At 64.8% G+C, this 23,415-nt stretch carries 25 protein-coding genes; 14 read left to right on the forward strand and 11 right to left on the reverse strand.

Annotated elements, in window-relative coordinates; translation table 11 throughout:
• Nucleotides 1–133: 133 nt before the first annotated feature.
• The 9 genes from H8S23_RS02745 to H8S23_RS02785 all read left to right on the forward strand — a co-directional run bounded on the left by H8S23_RS02745 (nucleotide 134) and on the right by H8S23_RS02785 (nucleotide 9,596).
• Nucleotides 134–1,219: a bifunctional chorismate mutase/prephenate dehydratase gene (locus H8S23_RS02745; protein WP_423717463.1), complete on the forward strand. Its 1,086-nt coding sequence runs from the start codon at nucleotides 134–136 to the stop codon at nucleotides 1,217–1,219.
• 327 nt (nucleotides 1,220–1,546) lie between these two features.
• Complete coding sequence (locus tag H8S23_RS02750; protein ID WP_341479879.1) at nucleotides 1,547–2,578, forward strand: 3-dehydroquinate synthase; 1,032 nt, start codon at nucleotides 1,547–1,549, stop codon at nucleotides 2,576–2,578.
• Nucleotides 2,575–3,690 carry a chorismate synthase gene (gene aroC, locus H8S23_RS02755; protein WP_186886771.1) on the forward strand — a complete coding sequence of 372 codons (1,116 nt, stop codon included), beginning with the start codon at nucleotides 2,575–2,577 and terminating at the stop codon, nucleotides 3,688–3,690. The genes H8S23_RS02750 and aroC overlap by 4 nt, the downstream gene beginning before the upstream one ends.
• Before the next feature lie 45 nt (nucleotides 3,691–3,735).
• Nucleotides 3,736–4,989, forward strand: a complete 1,254-nt coding sequence (locus H8S23_RS02760; protein ID WP_186886772.1) for a shikimate kinase — start codon at nucleotides 3,736–3,738, stop codon at nucleotides 4,987–4,989.
• Nucleotides 4,970–5,413: a type II 3-dehydroquinate dehydratase gene (aroQ, locus tag H8S23_RS02765; protein ID WP_186886773.1), complete on the forward strand. Its 444-nt coding sequence runs from the start codon at nucleotides 4,970–4,972 to the stop codon at nucleotides 5,411–5,413. The genes H8S23_RS02760 and aroQ overlap by 20 nt, the downstream gene beginning before the upstream one ends.
• Nucleotides 5,414–5,457: 44 nt before the next feature.
• Nucleotides 5,458–6,474, forward strand: coding sequence for a 3-deoxy-7-phosphoheptulonate synthase (gene aroF / locus H8S23_RS02770; protein ID WP_186886774.1), 1,017 nt, complete (start codon nucleotides 5,458–5,460; stop codon nucleotides 6,472–6,474).
• Entirely contained in the window at nucleotides 6,474–7,760 is a 1,287-nt protein-coding gene (gene aroA / locus H8S23_RS02775) for a 3-phosphoshikimate 1-carboxyvinyltransferase (protein WP_186886775.1), read from the forward strand. Before aroF ends, aroA begins: the two co-directional genes overlap by 1 nt.
• A gap of 68 nt (nucleotides 7,761–7,828) precedes the next feature.
• Nucleotides 7,829–8,680, forward strand: a complete 852-nt coding sequence (locus H8S23_RS02780; RefSeq protein ID WP_186886776.1) for a prephenate dehydrogenase — start codon at nucleotides 7,829–7,831, stop codon at nucleotides 8,678–8,680.
• Between the two features lie 37 nt (nucleotides 8,681–8,717).
• Entirely contained in the window at nucleotides 8,718–9,596 is an 879-nt protein-coding gene (locus tag H8S23_RS02785) for a GNAT family N-acetyltransferase (protein ID WP_186886777.1), read from the forward strand.
• Between the two features lie 412 nt (nucleotides 9,597–10,008).
• On the opposite strand, the gene H8S23_RS02790 is transcribed toward H8S23_RS02785, so the two are convergent.
• On the reverse strand, nucleotides 10,009–10,194 hold the full coding sequence (locus tag H8S23_RS02790) for a ferredoxin (RefSeq protein ID WP_186886778.1): 186 nt from the start codon (nucleotides 10,192–10,194) through the stop codon (nucleotides 10,009–10,011).
• Between the two features lie 140 nt (nucleotides 10,195–10,334).
• Entirely contained in the window at nucleotides 10,335–11,288 is a 954-nt protein-coding gene (locus tag H8S23_RS02795; protein ID WP_186886779.1) for a 2-hydroxyacid dehydrogenase, read from the reverse strand.
• A gap of 707 nt (nucleotides 11,289–11,995) precedes the next feature.
• On the opposite strand from H8S23_RS02795, the gene H8S23_RS02800 reads away from it, so the two are divergent.
• The 5 genes from H8S23_RS02800 (at nucleotide 11,996) to H8S23_RS02820 (ending at nucleotide 15,873) form a co-directional block, all read left to right on the forward strand.
• A complete protein-coding gene (locus H8S23_RS02800) occupies nucleotides 11,996–12,262 on the forward strand; it encodes a TM1266 family iron-only hydrogenase system putative regulator (RefSeq protein WP_186886780.1) in 267 nt (88 codons plus the stop codon).
• A gap of 75 nt (nucleotides 12,263–12,337) precedes the next feature.
• Nucleotides 12,338–13,390: an ABC transporter substrate-binding protein gene (locus tag H8S23_RS02805; protein WP_186886781.1), complete on the forward strand. Its 1,053-nt coding sequence runs from the start codon at nucleotides 12,338–12,340 to the stop codon at nucleotides 13,388–13,390.
• Entirely contained in the window at nucleotides 13,380–14,141 is a 762-nt protein-coding gene (locus tag H8S23_RS02810; protein ID WP_186886782.1) for an ABC transporter permease, read from the forward strand. The genes H8S23_RS02805 and H8S23_RS02810 overlap by 11 nt, the downstream gene beginning before the upstream one ends.
• Before the next feature lie 30 nt (nucleotides 14,142–14,171).
• Nucleotides 14,172–14,756, forward strand: a complete 585-nt coding sequence (locus H8S23_RS02815) for an ATP-binding cassette domain-containing protein (protein WP_186886783.1) — start codon at nucleotides 14,172–14,174, stop codon at nucleotides 14,754–14,756.
• Nucleotides 14,757–14,892: 136 nt separating this feature from the next.
• Nucleotides 14,893–15,873, forward strand: coding sequence for a biotin synthase BioB (locus H8S23_RS02820; protein ID WP_186886784.1), 981 nt, complete (start codon nucleotides 14,893–14,895; stop codon nucleotides 15,871–15,873).
• A 140-nt stretch (nucleotides 15,874–16,013) separates the two neighbouring features.
• Here H8S23_RS02820 and trxB read toward each other — a convergent pair whose 3' ends face one another.
• From trxB to H8S23_RS02865, 9 genes are all read right to left on the reverse strand, one after another.
• Complete coding sequence (gene trxB / locus H8S23_RS02825; protein WP_186886785.1) at nucleotides 16,014–16,937, reverse strand: thioredoxin-disulfide reductase; 924 nt, start codon at nucleotides 16,935–16,937, stop codon at nucleotides 16,014–16,016.
• A gap of 16 nt (nucleotides 16,938–16,953) precedes the next feature.
• Nucleotides 16,954–17,703, reverse strand: a complete 750-nt coding sequence (locus H8S23_RS02830) for an SDR family NAD(P)-dependent oxidoreductase (RefSeq protein WP_186886786.1) — start codon at nucleotides 17,701–17,703, stop codon at nucleotides 16,954–16,956.
• 86 nt (nucleotides 17,704–17,789) lie between these two features.
• On the reverse strand, nucleotides 17,790–18,122 hold the full coding sequence (locus H8S23_RS02835) for a thioredoxin family protein (RefSeq protein WP_186886787.1): 333 nt from the start codon (nucleotides 18,120–18,122) through the stop codon (nucleotides 17,790–17,792).
• 47 nt (nucleotides 18,123–18,169) lie between these two features.
• The gene (locus H8S23_RS02840) at nucleotides 18,170–18,616 is read right to left on the reverse strand and encodes a rhodanese-like domain-containing protein (protein ID WP_186886788.1); all 447 of its coding nucleotides are present in this window, start codon (nucleotides 18,614–18,616) and stop codon (nucleotides 18,170–18,172) included.
• A gap of 407 nt (nucleotides 18,617–19,023) precedes the next feature.
• The gene (locus H8S23_RS02845) at nucleotides 19,024–19,224 is read right to left on the reverse strand and encodes a hypothetical protein (RefSeq protein WP_186886789.1); all 201 of its coding nucleotides are present in this window, start codon (nucleotides 19,222–19,224) and stop codon (nucleotides 19,024–19,026) included.
• 436 nt (nucleotides 19,225–19,660) lie between these two features.
• Nucleotides 19,661–20,239: a helix-turn-helix domain-containing protein gene (locus H8S23_RS02850; protein ID WP_186886790.1), complete on the reverse strand. Its 579-nt coding sequence runs from the start codon at nucleotides 20,237–20,239 to the stop codon at nucleotides 19,661–19,663.
• Between the two features lie 72 nt (nucleotides 20,240–20,311).
• Nucleotides 20,312–21,025 carry a class I SAM-dependent methyltransferase gene (locus H8S23_RS02855; RefSeq protein WP_186886791.1) on the reverse strand — a complete coding sequence of 238 codons (714 nt, stop codon included), beginning with the start codon at nucleotides 21,023–21,025 and terminating at the stop codon, nucleotides 20,312–20,314.
• A gap of 175 nt (nucleotides 21,026–21,200) precedes the next feature.
• Nucleotides 21,201–21,719: a nitroreductase family protein gene (locus H8S23_RS02860; RefSeq protein WP_186886792.1), complete on the reverse strand. Its 519-nt coding sequence runs from the start codon at nucleotides 21,717–21,719 to the stop codon at nucleotides 21,201–21,203.
• Nucleotides 21,720–21,903: 184 nt separating this feature from the next.
• A complete protein-coding gene (locus H8S23_RS02865; RefSeq protein WP_207721062.1) occupies nucleotides 21,904–23,190 on the reverse strand; it encodes an amidohydrolase family protein in 1,287 nt (428 codons plus the stop codon).
• Nucleotides 23,191–23,415: the final 225 nt, after the last annotated feature.

The following is a 23,415-nucleotide window of genomic DNA, read 5'->3' on the forward strand; positions in this document are numbered from 1 at the left end:
GGCTCGTGTGCAGGGGCGGATGACCGCACGCAGTCTGCGGGCGGGGACACGGCAGAGCGGTGCGGGGCTTGCGCACAGGGGCGGATGGTTGCTATAATAGCCTCAAACGCAGAACGCAAGGGGGATGGACGCGGTGGATGAACTGCAGCAGGCGCGCGCCGAGATCAACGAGGTGGACGCGGAGATGGCGGCCCTTTTTGAGCGGCGCATGACGGCGGTGCGGCAGGTGCTGGAGTACAAACGCGCCCACGGCCTGCCGGTGCTGGACGCGGGGCGGGAAAAAGAGGTGCTGCAGCGCGGGGCGGCGCGGGTGAGCGACCCCGCCCTGCGGGAGTATTACACCCGGGTGCTCGAGCGCCTGATGGAGGTCTCGCGGGACTTTCAGTCCCGCCAGCTGGGAGAGTTCACGGTGGCTTATCCCGGCGTGGAGGGGGCGTTCTCCCACATCGCCGCCTCCCGCATCTTCCCCGGCAAAAAGCAGCAGGCCTTTGTGACCTTTGAAGAGGTCTTTCGGGCCGTGCAGGACGGCACGGCGGCCGCAGGCGTGGTCCCCTTTGAAAACTCCTATACCGGCGAGGTGGGAGAGGTGCTGGACCTGCTGTGGCGGTACGACTGCTCGATCGTGGAGATGTACGATCTGGATATCCGCCAGAACCTGCTGGCCCTGCCAGGGGCCAGGCTGGAGGATATCCGGCAGGTCTACTCCCATCACCAGGCCATCAGCCAGTGCCAGACCTGGCTGTCTGGGCGGGATCTTGAGGTGGTGCCCTATCCCAACACCGCGCTGGCCGCAAAATATATCAGCGAGTGCGGCGACTGCGCCAAGGCGGCCATTGCCAGCGCGGACACCGCCGCGCTGTACGGGCTGTCGGTCCTGGCGCGGGACATCAACACCAGCGCCCAGAATGTGACCCGCTTTATCGTGCTCTCCCGCACGCCGCAGCACCGGGGCGACCGGTTCAATCTGGTGTTCACGGTGCGGCATGACGCCGGGGCGCTGGCCCGGGCCATGCAGATCATCGGCAGCCGCGGCTTCAACCTGGAAAGCATCCGCTCGCGCTCGATGCGCGATCTGCCGTGGCAATATTTCTTTTATGCCGAGGTGGTGGGCGACCCGTCCTCCGCCCGGGCAAGGGAGATGCTGGACGAGCTGGCCGCCGCCTGCAGCCAGCTGAAACTGCTCGGCGCCTGGGAGCGCCGGGACGCGGAGGGGCGTTGACGCCGCGCCCGTGCCGGCGGGAGGGACCGCCTCCGCCGCGCCTCCCCCGCAGCCGGTCGCGCCAAATCTTTTCGTTGACAAGCGGCATTTTTTCCTCTATACTGGTACCAATCTGCATTTCAGGGAGAGTTATCCATGAAACAGTTCAACACCGCAGCGCGCTATTACTTTAGCTATGGCTTTGCTTATTACTTTAGCAGGGCCCATTCTGTGCTGCGCAAAACCGGTTTGAACATGCGGTGAGTTTCGACACCTTTGTTTAAATGAACGGCGGCCTGCACAGCAGGCCGCCGTTTTTTGTCTCAATTCAGAAAGGAGCTGGATGCTGTGGAACAGCTGCGGATGGCGCTGGGAGAAAACAGCTATGATATCCTGCTGGAACGCGGCCTGCTGGAGCGGGCGGGCAAGCTGCTGGATCTGGACCGCAGGGTATTGATCGTCACCGACACCGGCGTGCCCCAGCGCTATGCAGCGCTGCTGGCCGGCCAGTGCGCGGCGCCGGTGACCGCCCGGGTGGAACAGGGCGAGGGCGCCAAGAGCTTTGCCGTGCTGGAGGGGCTGCTCAAAACGATGCTGGCGGAAAACTTTTCCCGCAGTGACTGCGTCGTGGCCCTGGGCGGCGGTGTGGTGGGCGACCTTGCGGGGTTTGCCGCCGCCTGTTATATGCGCGGCGTGGATTTTTACAACATCCCCACCACCGCGCTGGCCCAGATCGACTCCTCCATCGGCGGCAAGGTGGCGGTCAACCTGGGCGGGGTCAAAAACGTGGCCGGCGCCTTTTATCAGCCCCGGCGGGTGCTGGTGGACCCCGCGCTGCTGAGCACCCTGCCGCCGCGTCAGCTGGCAAACGGCATGGCCGAGGCCATCAAGGCCGGGGTGGTGGGCGACGAGCCGCTGCTGGCCCTGTTTGAGCAGGAGGACGCCCAGGGCAGGCTGGAAGAGATCCTGCTGCGCTCGCTGCGGTTCAAGCAGCGGATCGTGGAGCAGGATGAAAAGGAGTCCGGCCCCCGCAAGCTGCTCAACTTTGGCCACACGATCGGCCACGGCATCGAGAGCGTCTACGGCCTGGGCGGCCTGCTGCACGGCGAATGCGTGGCCCTGGGCATGCTGCCCATGTGCACCTCCCCCGCCCTGCGGGCGCGGCTGGAAGCGGTGCTGCGGCAAAACGGCCTGCCCACCCGCGCGGCCTTTGACCCGGCGGCGGTCTTTGCCGGGCTCTGCCACGACAAAAAGGCGGCGGACGGCCAGGTGACCATCGTCACAGCCGACCGGGCCGGCGCGGCCCGGCTGGAGACCGTGCCGCTGGAACGGCTGCGCACGCTGCTGGAACGGGAAGCAAAGGAGGGGATCGGCGCGTGAAAAGCATATTTGGAAACGCCCTGACCGTGAGCCTGTTCGGCGAGTCCCACGGGCCCGCCATCGGCGCGGTGCTGGACGGCCTTGCCCCCGGCATCCCGCTGGACCTGGACCATATCCGGCTGCGGCTGGCGCAGCGGCGGGGCGGCGCGGCGCTCTCCACCGCACGGCGGGAGGCGGACGAGTTTGAACTACTCAGCGGCTTTTTTCAGGGCCGCACCACCGGCGCGCCGCTGACCATCCTGATCCGCAACGGCGACACCCGCTCAAAGGACTATGGCGAGCTGAAGTCAAAGCCGCGCCCCTCCCATGCGGATTACACCGCCTTTTGCAAATATCACGGTTTTCAGGACTATCGGGGCGGGGGCCATTTTTCCGGCCGCATCACCGCCCCGGTGGTGGCGGCGGGGGCCATCTGCCAGCAGATCCTTGCCGGACGCGGCGTGACGCTGGGCACCCGCATCGCCCGCTGCGGCGGCGTGGCCGACGCGCCGCTGCCGCAGGACGGACCGGCGCTGAAAGCCGCGCTGCAGCGCTGGGACCGCAGCGACTTTCCCGTGCTGGACGAGGCCGCGGGCGAGGCCATGAAAGCCCGCATCGCGGCGGCCAGGGCAGAGCTCGATTCCGTGGGCGGAGTGCTGGAGACCGCGGTGCTGGGGCTGGAGGCCGGGCTGGGGGAACCCTGGTTCTGGTCGGTGGAAAGCGAGCTGGCGCATCTGCTGTTCAGCGTGCCCGCCGTCAAGGGCGTCGAGTTCGGCGCGGGCTTTGCCATCGCGGAGCGGACGGGCAGCGCGGCCAACGACCCCTTTTATTATGACGACAGGGGCGCCGTGCGCACCCGCACCAACCACAGCGGGGGCGTACAGGGCGGCATCACCAACGGCATGCCGCTGATCGTGCGCACCGCCGTCAAGCCCACCCCCTCCATCTACCGTCCGCAGCAGACGGTGGACCTGGACAAAAAGGAGGACGCGGCCCTGTCCATCCAGGGCCGCCACGACCCCGCCATCGTACACCGGGCGCGGGCGGTGGTGGACGCCGTTGTGGCGCTGGGGCTGGTGGATCTGGCCGCCTGCCGGCACGGCGCCGACTGGATGGCGGAAGCGTTCCTCTAGCGCGCGCCGGGCCCATGCAAACGAGGAAAAAAGGGAGAGGACACCATGGAAACACAGCGGTACGGCCTGATCGGAGAGCATCTGGGCCACAGCTTTTCAAAATCGATCCACGAGCAGCTTGCAGATTACACCTATGACCTCATCGAGCTTGCGCCGCAGCAGCTGGCCCCGTTTTTTGCCGGGCGGCAGTTTGCCGCCCTCAATGTCACCATCCCCTATAAAGAGGCCGTCCTGCCGCTGCTGGACGAGGTGGACCCGCGGGCGGCGGAGATCGGCGCGGTGAACACGGTGGTGAACCGCGGCGGGAAGCTGACCGGCTATAACACCGATTACGACGGGGTGGATTACCTGCTGCACCGGCACGGCATCCTGCTGGGGGGCCGGGTGGTGATGATCCTGGGCACCGGCGGCACCAGCAAGACCTGCGCCGCGCTGGCCCGGGCCAAAGGCGCCAAAGAGGTGCTGCTGGTCAGCCGCAGCGGCAAGGGAGGCGCCCTCACCTACCACGACGCGGCCATGCGGCGGGACGTGCAGGTCCTGCTGAACACCACCCCCTGCGGCATGTACCCGGACAACGACGGACTGCCCATGGACCCGGCCCTTTTCCCCCGGCTGGAAGCGGCGGCGGACGTGGTCTACAACCCGCTGCAGACCGCTTTTGTGCTGCGCGCACTGGATCTGGGGCTGCCCGCCGCGGGCGGCCTGGAGATGCTGGTGGCCCAGGCCAAGACGGCCGCGGAGCTGTTTCTCGGCCGCCCGCTGCCGGACGAGGAGATCGGCCGGGTGCACCGCCGGCTGCAGGCCGAGCGCGCCAACTGCGTGCTTATCGCCATGCCCGGCGCAGGCAAGACCACGGTGGGCGGCCGGGCGGCCCGCATGCTGGGCAAGACCTTTGTGGACACCGACGACGAGATCACCGCCTACGCCGGGCGCACCCCGGCCCAGATCATCGAGCAGGACGGGGAGGCGGCTTTCCGCGAGATCGAGAGCCGGGTCATTGCAGAGATCGCCAAAAAGGGCGGCCAGCTCATCGCCACCGGCGGCGGCGCGGTGACCCGGGCGGAAAACATGCGGCGGCTGCGGCAGAACGGGGTCATCCTTTTCATCGACCGCGAGCTCTCGCTGCTGGCCACCTCGGGGCGGCCGCTCTCCCGCGATTTTGAGGCCCTGCGCCAGCGGTATATCGAGCGCTACCCGCTGTACAACCGCTACTGCGACCTGAAGCTGGACAACGACGAGACCATCGAGACCGCCGCGCGGCGGGTGGAGGAGGCATTTTATGCGTATTTTGGTGCTTAACGGCCCCAACATCAACCTGCTGGGCGTGCGCGAACCCGGCGTGTACGGCAGCGACAGCTACGCGGACCTGCTGGCCCTGGTGCAGCGCACCGGCGAGGAGCAGGGCGTCGAGACCGAGGTCTTTCAGTCCAATCACGAGGGGGCGCTGGTGGACGCCATCCAGCAGGCCATGGGCCGGGTGGACGGTCTGGTGCTCAACCCCGGGGCCTATACCCACACCAGTATCGCCCTGCTGGACGCGCTCAGGGCAGTGCAGCTGCCGGCGGTGGAGGTGCACATCTCCGCCGTCGAGCAGCGGGAGGCGTTCCGGCAGGTGTCCTATATCCGGCCCGCCTGCTTTTTGACCATCACCGGCGAGGGCATCGCCGGCTACGCCCGGGCCATCCGGGAGCTGCAAGCCCATATCCTGGCGCTGCGGGCCTGACCGCCCGCCCCGCGATCTCAACACAGAAACGGAGAGACCCGATTATGATCATCACGATGAAAAAGCTCGCCCCGCAGGAAGAGATCGACCGCATGGTACAGAGCATCGAGCTGAAAGGCCTGCATGTCACCATGATCAGCGGCACCGACTACAACGTCTTCGGGGTGGTGGGCGACACCACGATCCTTGACGACCGCAAGCTTTCCGCCTCCCCCTATGTGGACAACGTGCAGCGGGTGTCCGCCCCCTACAAGCTGGCCAACCGCGTGTTTCACCCCGCCGACACGGTGGTGGACGTCTCCGGCGTAAAGGTCGGCGGCAGCGAGCCCATCGTGGTGATGGGCGGCCCCTGCTCCATCGAGAGCGAGTCCCACACCGACGAAATGGCCCGTCTGGTCGGCGAGGCGGGCGGGCGCATCTTCCGCGGCGGCGCCTACAAACCGCGCACCAGCCCCTACGCTTTTCAGGGGTTGGGCAGCGAGGGCATCCGTTACATGGCCGTGGCGGGCAAAAAGTACGGCCTGCCCATCGTCAGCGAGCTGATGAGCATCGACAAGCTGGACGAATTTGTGGAAAACGTGGACCTCATCCAGATCGGCGCGCGCAACATGCAGAATTTTGATCTGCTCAAAGAGGTGGGCAAGACCAAAAAGCCGGTGCTGCTCAAGCGCGGCCTGGCAAACACCATCGAGGAATGGCTCATGAGCGCCGAGTACATCATGGCCGGCGGCAATGAAAACGTCATCCTCTGCGAGCGGGGCATCCGCACCTTTGAAAAATACACCCGCAACACGCTGGACCTGTCGGTGGTGCCCATCGTCAAGCAGCGCAGCCATCTGCCCATCGTCATCGACCCCAGCCATGCCACCGGCGACCGCAAACTGGTGGAAGCCATGTCGCTGGCGGCCATCGCGGCGGGCGCCGACGGCCTGATCATCGAGACCCACTGCGACCCGCCCCACGCCCTGTCCGACGGCGCGCAGTGCCTGTACCCCAGCCAGTTTGCCTTTTTGATCGAAAAAGGCCGCGAAATCGCCCGGGTGGTGGGGCGCGACCTCTGATGCGGGCCGTCGTCCATCCCGGGCCCGCGCACGGCTGCGTGCGGGCGCCGTCCTCCAAAAGCGTCGCCCACCGGGCGCTGCTGGCGGCCGCGCTGGCGGAGGGCGAGACGATCCTGGAAAACGTCACCCCGTCGGCGGACGTGCGCGCCACGCTGGCGGCCGTGCGCGCCTTTGGCGCTGTGGCCGAGCCTTTGCCGGGAGAGGCGCTGCGGGTGCGGGGCGTCCCCCTGCCCCTGGCGCCCCGGGACGCCGTGGACTGCGGCGAGTCCGGCTCCACCCTGCGTTTTCTGGTCCCGCTGCTGGCGCTCACCGGCGCCGAGGTCACCCTTACGGGCCGCGGCCGTCTGCCGCAGCGCCCGCAGGAGATCTATCGGGCGCTGTTCTCCGCACGCGGCCTGCCCTTTGAGACGGGGCCCGCAGGCCTGCGCTTTCGCGGCCCGCTGACCGCCGGGGAGTACCGGCTGTCCGGCGCGGTGAGCTCCCAGTTCATCACCGGCCTGCTGCTCGCCCTGCCGCTGCTGGACGGGGACTCTGTTCTCAGGATCGAGCCCCCCTTTGAGTCCCGCCCCTATGTGGAGCTGACACTGGACGTGCTGGCCCGGTTCGGCGTCGCGGCTCACTGGCAGGACGGCCTCTCCCTCTTCATCCCCGGCGGGCAGCGCTATCGCCCCGTCCCCCGCTTTGCGGTGGAGGGCGATCACTCCCAGGCGGCTTTTTTTGCGGCCCTGGGGGCGCTGGCGGGCGAAGTGTGCTGCGCCGGGCTGCGCCCGGCCTCCGCGCAGGGCGACCGGGTGATCTTTGATCTTCTGGCCCGCATGGGGGCCCCGGCGGCGGGCGGCGAGGGCGGCGCCCCGCTTTGCTGCCGCCGCTCGCCGCTGCGCCCGGGCGTTTTCGACCTGGCCGACTGCCCGGATCTGGGCCCCATCCTCACGGTGCTCTGCTGTTTTTGCGGGGGCGTCTCCCGCATCGAACACGCGGGACGGCTGCGCTATAAAGAATCCGACCGCATCGCCGCCATGCAGGCCGAGCTTGCCAAGCTGGGCCTTGCCGTGCGCTGCGAGGGGGATGCGCTGATCGTCCCCGGTATCGGCGAAAAGGCCTGCCGCGCGCCCGCGGCCCCGCTCTGCGGCTGGAACGACCACCGCGTGGTCATGGCCCTTGCCGTAGCGGCGGCCCGCGCAGACGGGCCGGTGACCATCGAGGGGGCGGACGCGGTGGAAAAATCTTATCCCCGCTTTTTTGAAGATCTGCAAAGCGTGGGTGTGCGGGTGGAGCTGCTTCCCTGAGGGGGACGGCTCCCGCCCGCGCTGATCGCGGCGGGCGGCAAAAAATCAACAGAAACGAGGACTGCGACATGATCACGGAGGACACCCGATTTCTCATCGTCGGCCTGGGGCTGATCGGCGGCAGCTACGCCCGCGGGCTTTCCAAAAAGGGCTTTTGGGTCGACGCCATCGACACCGACGCCGCCAGTATCTCCTACGCGCTGGAAAACGGCCTCATCCGCAGGGGGGCCGCCCGGCCCGACCCCGCGCTGACGCGCAGCGCGGATATCGTGGTGTTTGCCCTCTACCCCACCGTGATGATCGGCTGGCTGCGGCAAAACCAGGCGCTTTTCCGCCCCGGCACGCTGCTCACCGACGTATCCGGCGTAAAGTGTCACGTGGTGGACGTCATCCAGGGCTTTCTGCGGGAGGACCTCGAATTCATCGGCAGCCACCCCATGGCGGGCAAAGAGGTCTACGGGGTGCGCAACAGCGACGAGGCCATCTTCCGGGCCGCCAACTTCATCGTCACCCCCACCGAAAAAAACACCCCTGAAGCGGTGCAGACAGCGCGTGAGATCGGCCGTCTGCTGGAGTTTCGCACCGTCTCCGAGCTGTCCCCCGCCGCGCACGACGAGATCATCGGCTTTGTGTCCCAGCTCACCCACGCCATCGCTGTGAGCCTGATGACCTGCAACGAGGATGAAAACCTGCAGAACTACACCGGCGACTCTTTCCGCGACCTGACCCGCATCGCCCGCATCAACGAAAAGATGTGGAGCGAGCTGTTCCTGCTCAACCGGCAGGAGCTGATCGAACAGATCGACAGCTTTACCGGCGAGCTGCTGCGCATGCGCGGCATGCTGGAGCGGGAGGACCGGCCGGCGCTGGAAGAGATGTTCATCCACTCCACCCGGCGACGGGCGCTGTTCGACCGCTGAGGCGCCGCGGCCCCCACAGATAAGAGAGGCAGGACCGATGTCTGAAATAAAAATGATCAAAAACCTGCAGGAGGACGGACCGCTGCGCGGCAGCTTCAATGCGCTGGCGCAGCGGGTCTTCGGCATCTCCTTTGAAAACTGGTTCCAGCAGGGATACTGGGGAAACGCCTATCGCCCTTACGTTCTCGCCCAGGGGGACGCGGTGCTGGCATGCGCGGCCGCAAACCTGATGGACCTGCGCTGGGGCGGAAGCGTCCGCCGCTGCATCCAGATCGGCACCGTGATGACCGCCCCCGAAGCGCGGGGGCACGGCCTCGCCCGCCGTCTGCTGGAAGAACTGCTGCGCGACTGGGCAGAGGAAGCGGAACTGGTCTATCTGTTCGCCAACTCCTCTGCACTGACTTTTTACCCCAAATTTGAGTTTCAGCGCCAGACCGAATACCGCTGCTTTATGCCCGCGCCCACGCCGCGGCCCGGCGCGGTGCGGCCGCTGGATATTATGGACAAGCCGTCCGACCGGGAACTGCTCTGGGCCCGCTCGCTGCGGGGCAACCCGTTTTCCGCCCTGTCCCTGCAGGGGGATTACGAGCTGTTGATGTTCCACTGCACCGGCCCCTGGCGGGAAAGCGTCTTTTATCTGCCCCAGACGGACGCGGTCGTCGTCGCCGCGCGGGAGCAGGGGCGCCTGCTCTGCCTGGACGTCCTCGGCGGAGAGGGCGCGCGGCTGGAAGAGGTGGTGGCCCCCCTTGCCCTAGCGACAGACCGGGAGGTGGAGCTGGGCTTCACCCCCGCCTGTTCCGCCGGCTGCCGCTTTGAGGCGGTGGGGGAGGACGACGCCCTGTTTGTACTGAAAGGCGGCCTTTCCCCGTTTGACGACGGGTCCCGGCTGCGCTTTCCACTGCTGTCCCACGCCTGATCGCAGAAAACGCGATCCAGAGAAGCAACAAGGGCCATCCGGCGCACGCTGCGCCCGGATGGCCCTTGTCCCTTTGCAACACAGGCGGCGCGCACCTCAACCAGCCCGCGCCTGTTTTTTATCTTCATCGGCCCCGCCCTCGCCGCTGACGCGGCAACCGGGCGGTTGGCCGAAAAAATAACCGCTGCGCGGCTATTTTTATTGCTCCGCAATAAAAAAACTTATCTCAATGGCCCCGCCCTCGCCGCTGGCGCGGCAACCGGGCGGTTGGCCGAAAAAAATAGCCGCTGCGCGGCTATTTTTTATCCCCCCCTTTCCACGGTGCCCGCAAAGAAAAAACACCGCCGGGGCAAAACAGCTTTAAGGCTGTCTTGTCCCCGGCGGCGTCCTTTTCAGGCGGCCTGCGCCCTCTTTACTCCACCTCGATGGCGTCGACCGGGCATCCCGACTGTGCGTCCAGCACGGATGGCTCCAGCTGCGGCGCGACCGGTTCCTCCTGCGCCTGTGCGACGCCCTCACCGGTCATTTGGAACACCTCCGGGCAGGTGGATGCGCAAAGACCGCACCCGATGCAGTTCTCATTTACATTCGCTTTCATTGCCGTCTCTCCCCTCTTTTCAGCAGACCGCTCCGGCGGCCTGCTGAAAGTATGGGAAAAACGCACTGTTTTCATTCGCTCAAAAGCGTCCGGGCTTTTGCCTCCGGCCGCACGGCGGGCGCGCTGCTCCGCCACCGCCTTTAAACGATCACATTGACCGGCCGTCCCTCACAAAAGGCGCGGATGTTTTCGCCCACCTTGGACACCAGCCTTTGGCGTGTCTCAAGGCCTTTCCACCCCATGTGCGGGGTGAGCACCACGTTTTCCAGCATGTAGAGGGGGCTGTCCTCTGCCGGCGGCTCGCTTTCCTGCACATCCAGGCCCGCCCCCGCGATGCACCCCGCCTGCAGCGCTTCAATGAGCGCGTTTTCGTCGATCAGCGCCCCGCGCGCCGTGTTGATCACAAAGGCGGTCGGCTTCATCAGCTCCAGCGTCTGCCGGTTGATCATGTGGTGCGTCTCCTCGGTCAGCGGGCAGTGCAGCGAGACAAAATCGCTCTGCCGCAGCAGTTCTTCCAGCGGGACATAGTGGACGCCCCCCTCGTCCGGACGGGGGCGGTGCGCGGTCGCAAGGATATTCATATCCAGCGCCTGCGCGGCCCGGATCACTGCCCGGCCGATATTGCCCGCCCCCACAACGCCCAGCGTTTTGCCGTTCAGTTCCACATGGTCCACCCCCAGGCAGCGGGTGAAATTGGTGTGGTCGCCCCGCGCCAGCATCCGCTGCTGCCTTGTCATCGAGGAGGCCAGATTCAGTATCAGCAGCAGCACGGTCTGGGCCACCCGCTCGCTGCTGTAGGCGGGCACGTTGCACACGGTGATCCCCTTTTCCCGCGCGGCGGCAAGATCGATGTTGTTATAGCCCGTGCCCGCCTCGCACAGCAGCTTTACCGAAGCCGGAAACTGCCGGATCAGCTCGCCCGGGACCGGGATCTCCTTGGTGACCACCACCGTGTATCCCTGCACCCGCTCCAGCATTTTTTCCGGCGGGGTATCGTCGTAGACCGTCACCTGGGAAGCGATCTCTTCAAAGCCCGCCCTGCCGTCATAGTTTACGCGGGCGGCATTGAGCACGACCGTTTTGTCGCTTGTCATTTTTCTGTTCCCCTTTCACAGAGAATTTTTCTATCTGAGTGTACCACAGCCGCGTGCCCGTTGCAATGAAAAGGCGCGCCCCCGGCGGTCGAAAGGCGTCTGCAGCCGGCGGTCCCGGGGGCGCGGCTCTCCCTGCCTGCCCCCCGCCGCCGTCCTGCCCCTCTTTTTCCGCTGCCGTCCAAAAGTGTCCCGGCAGTCCGCTCTGCGCGGCGCTTCTTTTTACTTCCCGGCACGGCCGCCCCCGCGGCAGGACAGTTCTTCCCCCGGCGCGGACGGCTCCCCCCTCTTGATTCTTTGCGCCGTATCCGCTATAATAGACCTGCGCGGTTCCGACCACAAAGGGCTTGCCCTGCGGGAAGGATGCGCAAAGCAAATTCAGCAACCGTCCTGACACATCTGGGGCCTGCCCGGATGGAAAGGTCGCTGCGAAAATCAGGATAAATTGCCGGCGGCGTCTGCGCTGCCCGGGCATTTGTATACGATTTTCCGCGCCTTTCAAAGGGCGCGGATTTTTTTATTGCTCCGCAATAAAAAACGTTTTATTTTAATTGGCCCCGCCCTCGCCGCTGACGCGGCAACCGGGCGATTGGCCAAAAAATAGCCTCCGCTTCACTTCGGCTATTTTTATTGCTCCGCAATAAAAAAACGTTATATCCCGATCATCCGCGCCCGGCGAAGCTGAATAAAAGAAAGGGGGACACGCACCTTTGGAGAACCGGCTTTCCGTTGTCAGCATCATCGTGGAGGACAGAGACTCTGCGGTGAAGATCAATGATCTGCTGCATGAATGCGGGCGATATATCGTCGGCCGCATGGGGCTGCCGTATCGCGAGCGGGGCGTCTCGGTGATCTGCGTGGTCATCGACGCGCCCGGGGACGTCATCAGCGCCCTCTCGGGCAGGCTGGGCATGCTGCCCGGTGTCACCGCAAAGACGATGACCTCCAGGGCGCCGCTGCGTCCCGACGCCCCGTGACCGCCCGCCGGCCACAACATCCCGGCCCGGCTTTTGTTCCTGGCCGGGCGCGCATATGAAAAGGAGAAATCGACCATGAAAAAACTGACCGCCCTTGTCTTGTCCCTTGCCCTTGCCGCCTCCATGCTGGCGGGTTGCGGTTCTTCCGGCAGCCCGTCCTCCGGGGCCTCTTCCGCCTCTTTGCCGGCCTCGTCTGCCGCAGCCTCTTCCTCCGCCCCTGAAAAGGCGCCCGTGGAACCCGCGGACATCCGCATCGCGGGCCTGAAAGGCCCCACCTCCATGGGCATGGTCAAGCTGATGGAGGACGCCGAAAACGGCGGCGCCGCCAACAACTACACCTTTACCATCGCCGGGTCCGCCGACGAGGTCACCCCCAAGCTGATCCAGGGCGAATTCGACATCGCCGCCGTGCCGGCCAACCTGGCCTCCGTGCTCTACAATAACACCGAGGGCGCCGTCAAGCTGCTGGCGGTCAACACCCTGGGCGTCATCTACATTGTTGAAAAGGGCGACATCGTCCAGTCCCTGGCCGACCTGAAAGGCAAGACCATCTATGCCACCGGCAAAGGCTCCACCCCCGAGTACGCGCTCAATTACATCCTCAGCGAAAACGGCATCGACCCGGCCGCCGACCTGACCGTGGAGTGGAAAACCGAGCCCACCGAGGTGGTCCAGCTGCTGGCCCAGTCTGAAAACGCCGTGGCCATGCTGCCCCAGCCCTATGTCACCGTGGCGCAGACCCAAGTGGAGGGCCTGCGGGTGGCCGTCGACCTGAACCAGGCCTGGAGCAGCCTTGACAACGGCAGCCTGTTTCTGACCGGCGTCCTGGTGGTGCGCGCCGATTTTGCCGAGCAGTACCCCGACCAGCTGGCGGCGTTTCTGCAGGAATATCAGGCATCCACCGAGTGGGTCAACGCCAATGTCCCCGAGGCTGCACAGCTGGTGGAAAAGTTTGATATCGTCAAGGCCGCGGTGGCGGAAAAGGCCATCCCCTACTGCAACATCACCTATCTTGCCGGCGACGAGATGAAAGCCGCCATGGCCGGTTATCTGCAGGTGCTGTTCGACCAGAACGAAAAATCGGTCGGCGGAAAGCTGCCGGGCGACGACTTCTACTATGCCGTCTAAACCGTCAAAGCCCCGCTGGGAGCGCGCGGCTGCCGTGCTGCTGGCCCTGCTGGTCTGGCAGGCCGCGGCCGCGGCCCTGGGCAGCGCGCTGCTGCTGGTCTCCCCCCTGCGGGTGCTGCAGCGCCTTTCAGAACTGGCGCTGGAGCCCCAGTTCTACGCGGCGGTGGGCTTTTCTTTCGTGCGGATCGTGGCGGGGTTCCTGTTGGGCCTGTGCTGCGGCACCCTGCTGGCGGCGGCCGCAAGCCGCTGGCATCTGGCCGAGGTGCTGCTCTGGCCGTATATGACCGTTATCAAGACGACGCCGGTGGCCTCTTTTATCATCCTCTGCCTGATCTGGCTGGATTCCTCCAGCCTGCCGGTGTTCATCTCGTTTTTGATGGTGCTGCCCATCGTCTACGCCAATATGCTGGAGGGGATCCGCCAGACCGACCCCAAACTGCTGGAGATGGCCGGGCTGTTCCGGGCCAGGGCCGGGCGCCGGCTGCTCTACATCTATCTGCCGCAGCTGCGCCCCTATCTGACCACAGCCTGCAGCGTGGCGCTGGGCCTGTCCTGGAAAGCCGGCATCGCGGCCGAGGTCATCGGCATCCCCAGCGGCTCCATCGGCGAACGGCTTTACGAGGCGAAAGTATATCTCAGTTCCGCCGACCTGTTCGCCTGGACGGTGGTGATCATCGCGGTCAGCATCGCGTTTGAAAAGTTGTTTTTATGGCTGCTGCGGGTGGGCTACCGCCGTCTGGAGCGGCTGTGACCGGCCCCGGCCGGAGAGGAGGTGCGCTCTGTGGAGGATATCGTCGTGCAGGGGCTGTGCAAAAGTTTTGACGGCACGGCCGTGCTGCAGAACTTCAGCGCCCGCTTTGCGGCAGGGCGCACGACCTGTCTGATGGGCCGGTCCGGCTGCGGCAAGACCACGCTGCTGAATATCCTGATGGGTCTTTTGCCCGCAGACAGCGGTACGGTGACAGGGGTACCCGCGCGCCTGGCCGCAGTTTTTCAGGAGGACCGGCTGCTGGAAAGCTTTTCAGCGGCGTCCAACCTGGCCTTTGTCCGCCCCAGGGCGTCTGCCGCCCTGATCGGCGAACATCTGGCAGAGGTCGGGCTGGCAGACGCCGCCCGGCAGCCGGTGCGCGAGCTGTCCGGCGGCATGCGGCGGCGGGTGGCCATCGCCCGCGCGGTGCTGGCCGCCGGCGAGCTGCTGATCCTGGACGAGCCTTTCAAGGGCCTGGATGAGACGACCCGGCGCGCGGTGGCGGACTATCTGCGCCGCTACACGGACGGGGCCACCGTCATCCTGGTGACCCACGACGAGGACGAGGTGGCGCTGATGGGCGGCGCGCTGATCCGGATGGAGGCCCCGTCCGCCTGAGCGTCCGTCTGCGCGTTTTCCCCCGCTTCCCGGCGCGGCGCGGGAGCGCTTTTCGGAACAGGGCGCACAGAGATCGCAGAGCACGCGGGGGAGGCTGTTCCCCTGCTGCTGTCAAAAAAATGTGGAGGGACTTGCGATGAAAGTCGAGACCAGAGCTGAAATATTGGAGATCCTGAAGATGCCCCAGCAGGAATACCTCGCGGCGGTCGCCCCGGAAGCCCGGCGCGTCCACCAGCAGGAAAACGGCGGCCGCCTGACCGCCACCGCCATGCTGGGCTACAGCAATGTGTGCAAAAACCAGTGTCTCTACTGCGGGATGCGCGCAGCGAACAGCGCGGTGCCCCGCTACCGCATCGACCCGCGGGACGTGCTCGCTTCCCTGTCCGCCGCCCATGAGCTGGGGTTCCGGCGCGTCTTTCTCGTCTCCGGCGAGGACCCCAAATACGGCTTTGACAAGCTGCTGCAGATCGTCGCCGGCGCAAAGGCGCTGGGCATGAGCTGGGTGAGCCTGGCCTGCGGCGAATATGAGCGCAGCCAGTATGAAGAGCTGCGCGCCGCCGGGGCGGACGAATATGTGGTAAAATTCGAGATGTCGGACCGGGAGACCTTTGACCGGCTCAATCCCTCGACCAGCTATGACAGGAGGATGGCGGCCATCCGCAGCGTAAAAGAAGCGGGCCTGCTGCTTGCCTCGGGCAACATCGTGGACTATCCTGGTCAGACGCTGGAGCAGCTTGCCGAGGATATCCTGCTGATGAAAAAGCTGGAGATCAGCTGGGCGCCCGTGATCCCCTATCTCCCTGCCCAGAACACCCCCCTTGCGGCCGAGGGAGGCCCCGGCAGCCGGGAGCTGAACCTGAAAGAGATCTCTCTTTTGCGGCTGATGATGCCCCGCGTCAACATCACCGCGCAGCAGCCGGGCGAAAATCCGGCCGACGGCCTTGCCAGCGACGACGGCAATCTGGCCGCGCTTGCGGCGGGGGCCAACTTTTTGTTTGCCGATCTGCTGCCCACCGCCCAGGCGCAGGCCTTTCGGGTCGTGGACAACCGCATCACGCTGGGGCTGGAGCACATCCGGGATATGGCGCAGCGCAGCGGCATGGAATTTCATTTTTAACTTCACCCGCATGGGGAGACGCACCGCCCCGCCGAGGCGGTAGGGTTTTATCCGCGGGCTTCTGAGGAAAAACAGCAAAGGGCACGGCAGCCGGCCATCAAAGCCGGCTGCCGTGCCCTTTCTGCGTCCCTGCCACACCGTCAGGCCTGCTGCAGCAGATATTCCTCAATGAAATGCGCCGCCACCGCGCCGTCCGAGGCTGCGGTCACGATCTGCCGCAGCGGCTTCGAGCGCAGATCGCCCACCGCAAAGACGCCGGGCAGATCGGTGCGGGTGGTCTCGTCCGCATCCACATAGCCGTGTTCTTCCAGCTTTACCTGGTCTGCGAAAAGGGCGGTGTCGGGCACCCGGCCCACGGCTACGAACAGCCCGTCGCAGGGGATCTCCCTCTCCGCGCCGGTCTTTACGTCCTCCACCCGCACTCCGGTCACCTGCGCGCCGTGGAGGATGCCGGTGATGCGGCTGTTCCAGACAAATTCCACCCCGCTCTCCCTCAGGGGCGCCAGATAGACCTGAGAGGCGCGCAGCGTATCGCGCCGGTGGACCAGGATCACCTTTTTGCAGAGCTTTGCCAGATGCAGGGCGTCGGCGGCCGCACTGTTGCCGCCGCCCGCCACCACCACGGTCTTGTCTTTATAGAGCATGCCGTCGCAGGTGGCACAGTATGCGACCCCACGGCCGCGCAGCTCCCGCTCTTCCGGCAGGCCCAGCTCCCGCGGGGAGGCCCCCGTAGACAGCACCACTGCCCGCGCTTCCAGTTCGCCGTCGGTGGTCAGGATGCGCTTGGTGTCACCGGCCAGTTCCACGCCTGTGACGTCGGCAAACAGCGTTTCGGCCCCAAACCGCTCCGCCCCGCGCTGCATGCGCTCACCCAGCTCAAAGCCGTCGACCCCCTCGTCAAAGCCGGGATAGTTGTCCACCCGCCCGGTGGTCGCCATCTGGCCGCCCGGCGCCATCTTTTCGATCACCGTCACCGAAAAACCGGCGCGCGCGCAGTAAAGTGCCGCCGTATATCCGCCCGGGCCGCCGCCCAGCACCGCCACGTCGACTTTTTTGACGCTCATCTCTCATCTCTCCTTTTCACATTACAAGGCCGCCGTCCACATGCACGATGGTGCCCGTGGTGAAAGACGCCTCGTCTGAGGCCAGATAGACGTAGGCCCCGGCCAGTTCCTCCGGCTCGGCCATCCGCCCCAGCGGGGTCAGCGCTTTGAGGCCGGCCATCATCCGCTCGTCCACCGACTGGGCCACCATGTCGGTGCCCACCACGCCCGGGGCGACGGCGTTGACCCTGATATGATAGGGCCCCAGCTCCTTTGCGCAGGACTTGGTCAGCCCGTTGACCGCAAATTTGGAGGAGGAATACGCGGTCTGCATCTTGCCGCCATAGGTGCCCACCATGGAACTGGTATTGACGATGCTGCCGCCGCCCTGATCCCGCATGATCGGCGCGACCTCCCGTGTGCACTTGAACGCGCCTCCCAGGTTGACCCCGAGCACCGCGTCGAACTCCTCATCCGTCATGTCAAAGATCCGTTTTGCCGACGTGATGCCCGCATTGTTCACCAGTATGTCGATCCTGCCCCAGCGCTGCATCACCGCAGCCACCATGGCGCGCACCGCAGCCGTGTCCGACACATCCGCCCCCAGCGGCAGGATCTCCGCCTGCGGCAGCTCGGCAAGCAGCCGCTGTGCCGCGCGCTCGGCTGAGGAAGCGCTGCTGCCGCAAAGCGCCACCCGCGCCCCTTCCTGTACAAACGCCCGCGCTACCGCGTAGCCGATGCCCCGCGATGCGCCGGTGACGATCGCTGTTTTCCCTTCCAGTCTCATAGTTTTCACCTCTTCTGTTTTTCCATTTTGCGTCCCGGCCCGTTTTTCAGGGCGCGGGCCGTCTTTCCGCCGCAGCGGTCTTGTTTTCAGCCGAACGCAACGCCGTTTTCCCTCAGCCAGCTTTCCACTGCCGCCTGCGAGGGCGGGTTCACCACCCGCGCCGTCTCTTTGCCCCCGGCAAACAGGATCAGGGTGGGGATGGTGTCCACGCGATACCGCCGGGCCAGTTCTCCGCCCTCGTCGATGTCCACCTGTACCACCTCCGCCGCCTGCCCCACTTTCTGCGCCGCCCGTTCCAGCGCCGGGGAGAGGCGTCTGCAGTAACCGCACCAGTCGGCCATAAAATCCACCGCCACCGGCCGCGCCGCCCCTAAGACCTCCTGTTCAAACTCTGTCGTGCCGATCTTTCTGATCGCCATAAAAACCTGCTCCTTTCTTCTGTCTGTGCGCTCTGTTTTTTCTGTTCTCACTCTGCGGTCCCGCTCTCCGTCTCGTAGGGCCAGTCGATGATGCCGCCAAAATCGTAGATGTTTTGGTATCCCAAAGCCTCCAGCTTTTGCGCGGCCTGTCTGCTGCGCACCCCGCTGCGGCAGTACACCAGCAGCACGGCGTCCTTTTCCGGCAGGGCGTCGGGCGGCTGGTCCCCGATGGTCCCCAGCGGCACCAGCACCGCGCCGGGGATATGCTCCTGCGTGTATTCGTCCTCGCGGCGCACATCCACGATCGTGACGCCGCCTGCATCGATCATCTCCCTGGCGTCTTCCGCGCTGATCTTATGGTAAGCCGTCTCGGTCCGGGACGACGCGTTGCCCGGCTCCGCCGTCGCCCGGGATCTGTCCCCTTCTGCTCCCCGGCAGCCCGCGAACAACAGCGGCGCGGCAAACGCCAGCGCCAGCAGCCCGATCCATTTCATGCGATCCCTCTCCTTTTATCTGTAATTATTTTGATTACATTTGTTACTGTTATTATATTAGTTACAGATTGAAATGTCAACTGTTTTTTCAACTCTCCCAATTTTCCCCCCGCCTGCTTCTTCCAGGCCGCACAGCACCGCCTGTTTTACCGTCCGGGGCGCTTCTGCAGGTTCTGATCCCGTCTTTCTGTCCGTTTTCTCCCGCCGTGCGCGGGGCTCATCCTTATCTTTTCCCGTTTTGAGGGAGAAAAGCCGCCCCGCTCCGCAAAGCTGCAAAAAATGGCCGGAAGCCGGTTTTTCGGGCCTTGCTCCGGGTGCCGGTTCAGCGGCGAGGCCGTGGAGGTCAAGATAAGATATTTTGGGGGCCGTCCGCCCGGTCGCCGCGTAAGCGGCGAGAGCGGGGCCAGTTAAGATAACTCATTAGCCGGGAATGCCGCGCCGCCCAGCACCAGGCGGAAAAGCCCAGTATCGATCAAAGAAAAGACCACGCCGGAGATTGCCGGGACGATGACGATAGCCGTGATAGCGACCGCGAGGGAAAGTGCAGCAGTCCGAGCGGAGCAATAAAAAATAGCCGGCGGCAAAGTGCAGGCTGCTTCTTCAGCCATCCGCCCGGTTGCCGTGCAGCGGCGGGGGCGAAACCTATCAGGATAAGATAAGTCATTTTCGCAGCAATAAAAATAGCAGGCGTCCTCACAACGCCACTCCGCGGGAACACATCGCCCGGTATTCCCCCAAAAGCACGATAAAGCCGGAGGAAAGCAATGTTTCCTCCGGCTTTATCGCATATTTTTTCTGGAACCGGGCGCTAAAAAAGCGGGATACCGTTTACGGGCGCTCTGGGCCTCTATAAAAAAGTGAACCGCTTAAAAGCCCCTGCGCCGCCCCTTTTGCCACAGCGCGGAGGCCGCAATCCCTGGAAGCGTCCTGACGCGCGGGCCGAGCCCTGGGCCGTGCTTTTCCCCTGCGCATTTATGCGGCGGTTTCAGCGCGCCTTTTTCCCCCTGCGCCCGCCGGCCCGGGGCCGGCAAAAGGCGCGGTGGGTCAACTGGTGAACAGGCCGTGCCTGCTGCAATACCAGTACAGCTTCCCCCTGCGCAGCCGTGGAATGCGCAGTTCGGCCCCCTGCTCCGGGTACAGCCGCACCACGGTCACGCGGTCGTACCCCACCAGGGCCGCAAAGACGATATAATGCTCTTTTTCCATGCCATGGGCAAAGGTGATATAGTCCTCATCCTCCACCTGCTCCACAGCGGGCCGGTGCGCCTCGTCTGCGGGCTGCGCCCGCAGCGGCTCCAGCTTGCGCCCGCAGCAGGAGAGTTCCGCCGCCCCGGTCGCAGTCATCAGGTTGCCGCAGGACGGGCACACATAAAATTGAATACGCTTCATATTTCCTCCCTCGGTGTCGTTGGCTTCGAGGCAGCCGGATAAAAGCTGGTTCACACCGGTGCCCAGCGCCTCGGCCAGCGCTCCCAAAGTGCCCACGTCCGGGCAGCCTGCGCCGCGTTCCCATTTTGAGACCGCCTTGTCCCCCACCCCCACGGCTTCGGCCAGGGCGCGCTGGGTGAGGCCCTTTTCCAGACGCAGGCGGCGGATCAGCGCGCCGGTCTTTTGCTGGTCCATTCCGATCACCTCCGTCCTCCAGGATACCCCGGAAGTTGAAAAAATGCAATCGACGCTTCGTAGAGGCGTTTTTTATTTTGTCTCTGCCGGCGCTGCTTTACAAAACTCCGCGCAGAGGAACAGCGGCAGATGGGAAGTGTTGTCCGCCGGGTCGTAGGTCTCCGGTTCGGTGAGCCGCGTCAGGCTGAACCCGTTCTCCGCCGCGAGGTTCAGGTAAAACGAGAGCGGGCGGTGGTAATGGACCGAGCGCCCCCAGAACTCGTTCACCTGCTCTCCCTCTTCGAGGTAACCCCGCACCAGTTTTGCCACGGCGACGCCGTTTTCATCCCGCTGCCAGCTGCCGGCAAAAAAAGCCGGGTGGACGATGGAGAACCACATGCGGCCGCCCGGCTTTACCACCCGCGCGAATTCCCGCATCGTCCCCGAAATGTCTCCCACATCCATCAGCACCTGGTTGCAGAACACCAGGTCAAACGTCGCGGCCGGGTAGGGCAGCGCCGCCTGCAGGTCGGCGCGGTCAAATTGGCAGCCTGGGGCGTTTTCGCGCGCCAGCTCCAGCATGGCCTGTGAGCCGTCGCAGCCCCGCGCCGCAGCCCCCTGCTGCTGGAACCAGCGGGTATACCAGCCGTAACCGCAGCCCGCATCCAGGACTTTCCAGCCCCGCACATCCGTGAAACGCCGCTCTACCAGCGCTTTATTCTGCGCCGCAAATGCCGACTGCTCCTGCACTTTCTGGTAGGTTTGCGCCGCTGCGTCCCACTGCTGCAAAACATCTGTATGTTCCATTTTTCTGCTCCCTTTCCGCAAAGGCAAAGTCTTTTTCTTTCCTCCTGCACATAAAAAGCCGGCGCGCTGTGGTCAGACAACCCGCCGGCAGTATCTTTTCCATCCGCGCCGTCCCTGCAGACGGCAATGTGCCGAGGCAATTGATCCGAGATCTTTCTCGGCGTTTCGCTCCGTTTTACACGCGCACGACCGCGTCGTCCTTGCGCGGTTTCGCGGCCGGTTCTTCCGCGGCATAGCCCAGCACGCAGTGGGCCACACCCACGTAGTTCTCCGGGATGCCCCACTTTGCTTTCAGGGCTTTGCCCTCCTCGCTCTCAAAGACCTGCTTTGCCCGGTGGATCCAGCAGGACCCCAGCCCAACGGCCTTTGCTGCCAGCATCAGGTTCGCCATCACCAGCGAGCCGTCCTCGGTGCAGGTGGGGCGGTCGCCGTTTGAGAACACCACGATCACCGTGGGCGCGCCGTAGAAAGGATCACTGTCGTTGCCCAGTACCCGCGCATTCAGCCTGGAAAGCAGCCGGACGGTCTCCGCGTCCTGCACCGCCACCATCTTCGGCGACTGCAGCCCCATGCTGCTGGGCGCCCAGACGCCCGCCTCCAGCACGGTGTCCAGTTCCTGCGGCTTGATCTGCTCGGGCTTATAGGCGCGTACGCTGCGGCGCTCTTTTATGACTTTCAAAATTTCCTGTTCCATTTCTGTCTCCCCCTTTTTTCGCTTCTGTTCACAGCCAAATTATAGCATTTCCACCGGGGGAAATCAATTTTTTCCGCCCTGCGCCCCTTTTCTGCCGCCAAAAGTTAAGGGGCCGGGCGAGCCCAAAACAAAGCGGCGCGTTCCGCCTTGTCCCGGATAAGGCGGGCGTCCCCATGACCTGCGCTTACAAAAATTTGTCCAGTTCCTGCTCTACCAGCGGATATTTTTTTACCCGCGGCTGTGCGAACACCCTGCCGGCCATGACGACCATATAGGGCGCGCGCAGGCAGGTCAGGTCTGCCAGCGGGTCGCCGTCGGTGACGAGCAGGTCGGCGGATTTGCCCGCCTCCACCGAGCCGGTCTTTTGCGCAATGCCCAGGATCTCAGCGTTTTTCAGCGTGGCGGTATGCAGGGCAAAGGCGCGGGACACCCCCACGTATTTGTGAAAATACTGCAGTTCGCGCCACATATCGTAATGGGTGGTAAAGGGGCAGCCCGCGTCGGTGCCCAGCCCCACGGGTATGCCGTGCGCCAGAGCGGTCTTTGCACAGGAGACGATGCCCTCAAACACCACATTGCCGTTATACTGTGTCAGCTCTGTGCTGCCCACGACCTGCGGGTCCATCATCGCCAGGGGCACCGCCGGGGAGATGGTGCACACATGGGCCGCCCCGCGCTGTTGGAACAGCTCTACCAGTGCCTCATCCAGGGCCGCGCCGTGTTCAATGGTGTCCACACCGTTTTCCAGCGCCACCCGCACCCCCTCGGGGCTCTCCACATGGGCGGCCACCGGATATCCCAGCCGGTGCGCTTCCTCACAGGCCGCCCGGACCAGCTCCGGCGGCATGCGCAGCACGCCCGGCTCGCCCTTGACCTTTGCGTCCAGCACGCCCCCGGTGATCATCAGCTTGATCAGATCCGGCTTGCCCTGCGCGATCCTGCGCACCAGGGCGCGGCATTCCTCTTCCGTCTGGGCCACCGCAGCCACAGAGCCCGCCATGTGGCCGCCGGGCACCGTCACTGCCAGATCGGCCACCAGCATGCGCGGCCCCACTGTTTTGCCGGTTTTGACCCGGTCGCGAATAGCCGAGTCCACCCCGTCCAGACCGCCCACCGTGCGGATGGTCGTAACCCCCGAGAGCAGTTCGGTCTTTGCCGCCTTCTCGCATACGCTGCGGGCCAGCGCACGGGTGACGGGGTTCCCCATCAAAAATGAGGCCAGTTTTGCGGCGTCGGTCTCCTTTTTCTTCGGCGCGCCGGTGGAAGCCAGATGCAGGTGCAGGTTGATCAGACCGGGCATCAGGTATCTGCCGCCCAGGTCCACCACTTCGCATCCTTCATAAGAGGCCGCCGCCTTTTCCACCAGGGCGATCTTCCCATCCTCCACGACGACCGCCATCCCGGCCTGCGGCGCCATGTTCTCTGTGCCGTCCAGCAAAGTGCAGTTGACAAATGCAGTCTTCATCCTCATCACGCTTCTTCCCCAGAGATTGAACACAGTATACCAGAACCGGCCCCGTTTTTCAACGAGGCCGGTTCTGTTTTGCCTTTACGCATTTCGAACCCCCTGACGCGCCCGCACGGGTGGCTTTCCCCCCTGTCCTACCCGAAAACCGCCCGCTGCGGCTGGTGTCCCGCCGCGGTCGTCGGACCTGCAGCGGGAGGGCAGAGCTGCTGGGATCAAGTACAAACTGCA

Source organism: Anaerofilum hominis, assembly GCF_014287275.1.
Classification (GTDB): Bacteria; Bacillota; Clostridia; order Oscillospirales; family Ruminococcaceae; genus Pygmaiobacter; species Pygmaiobacter hominis.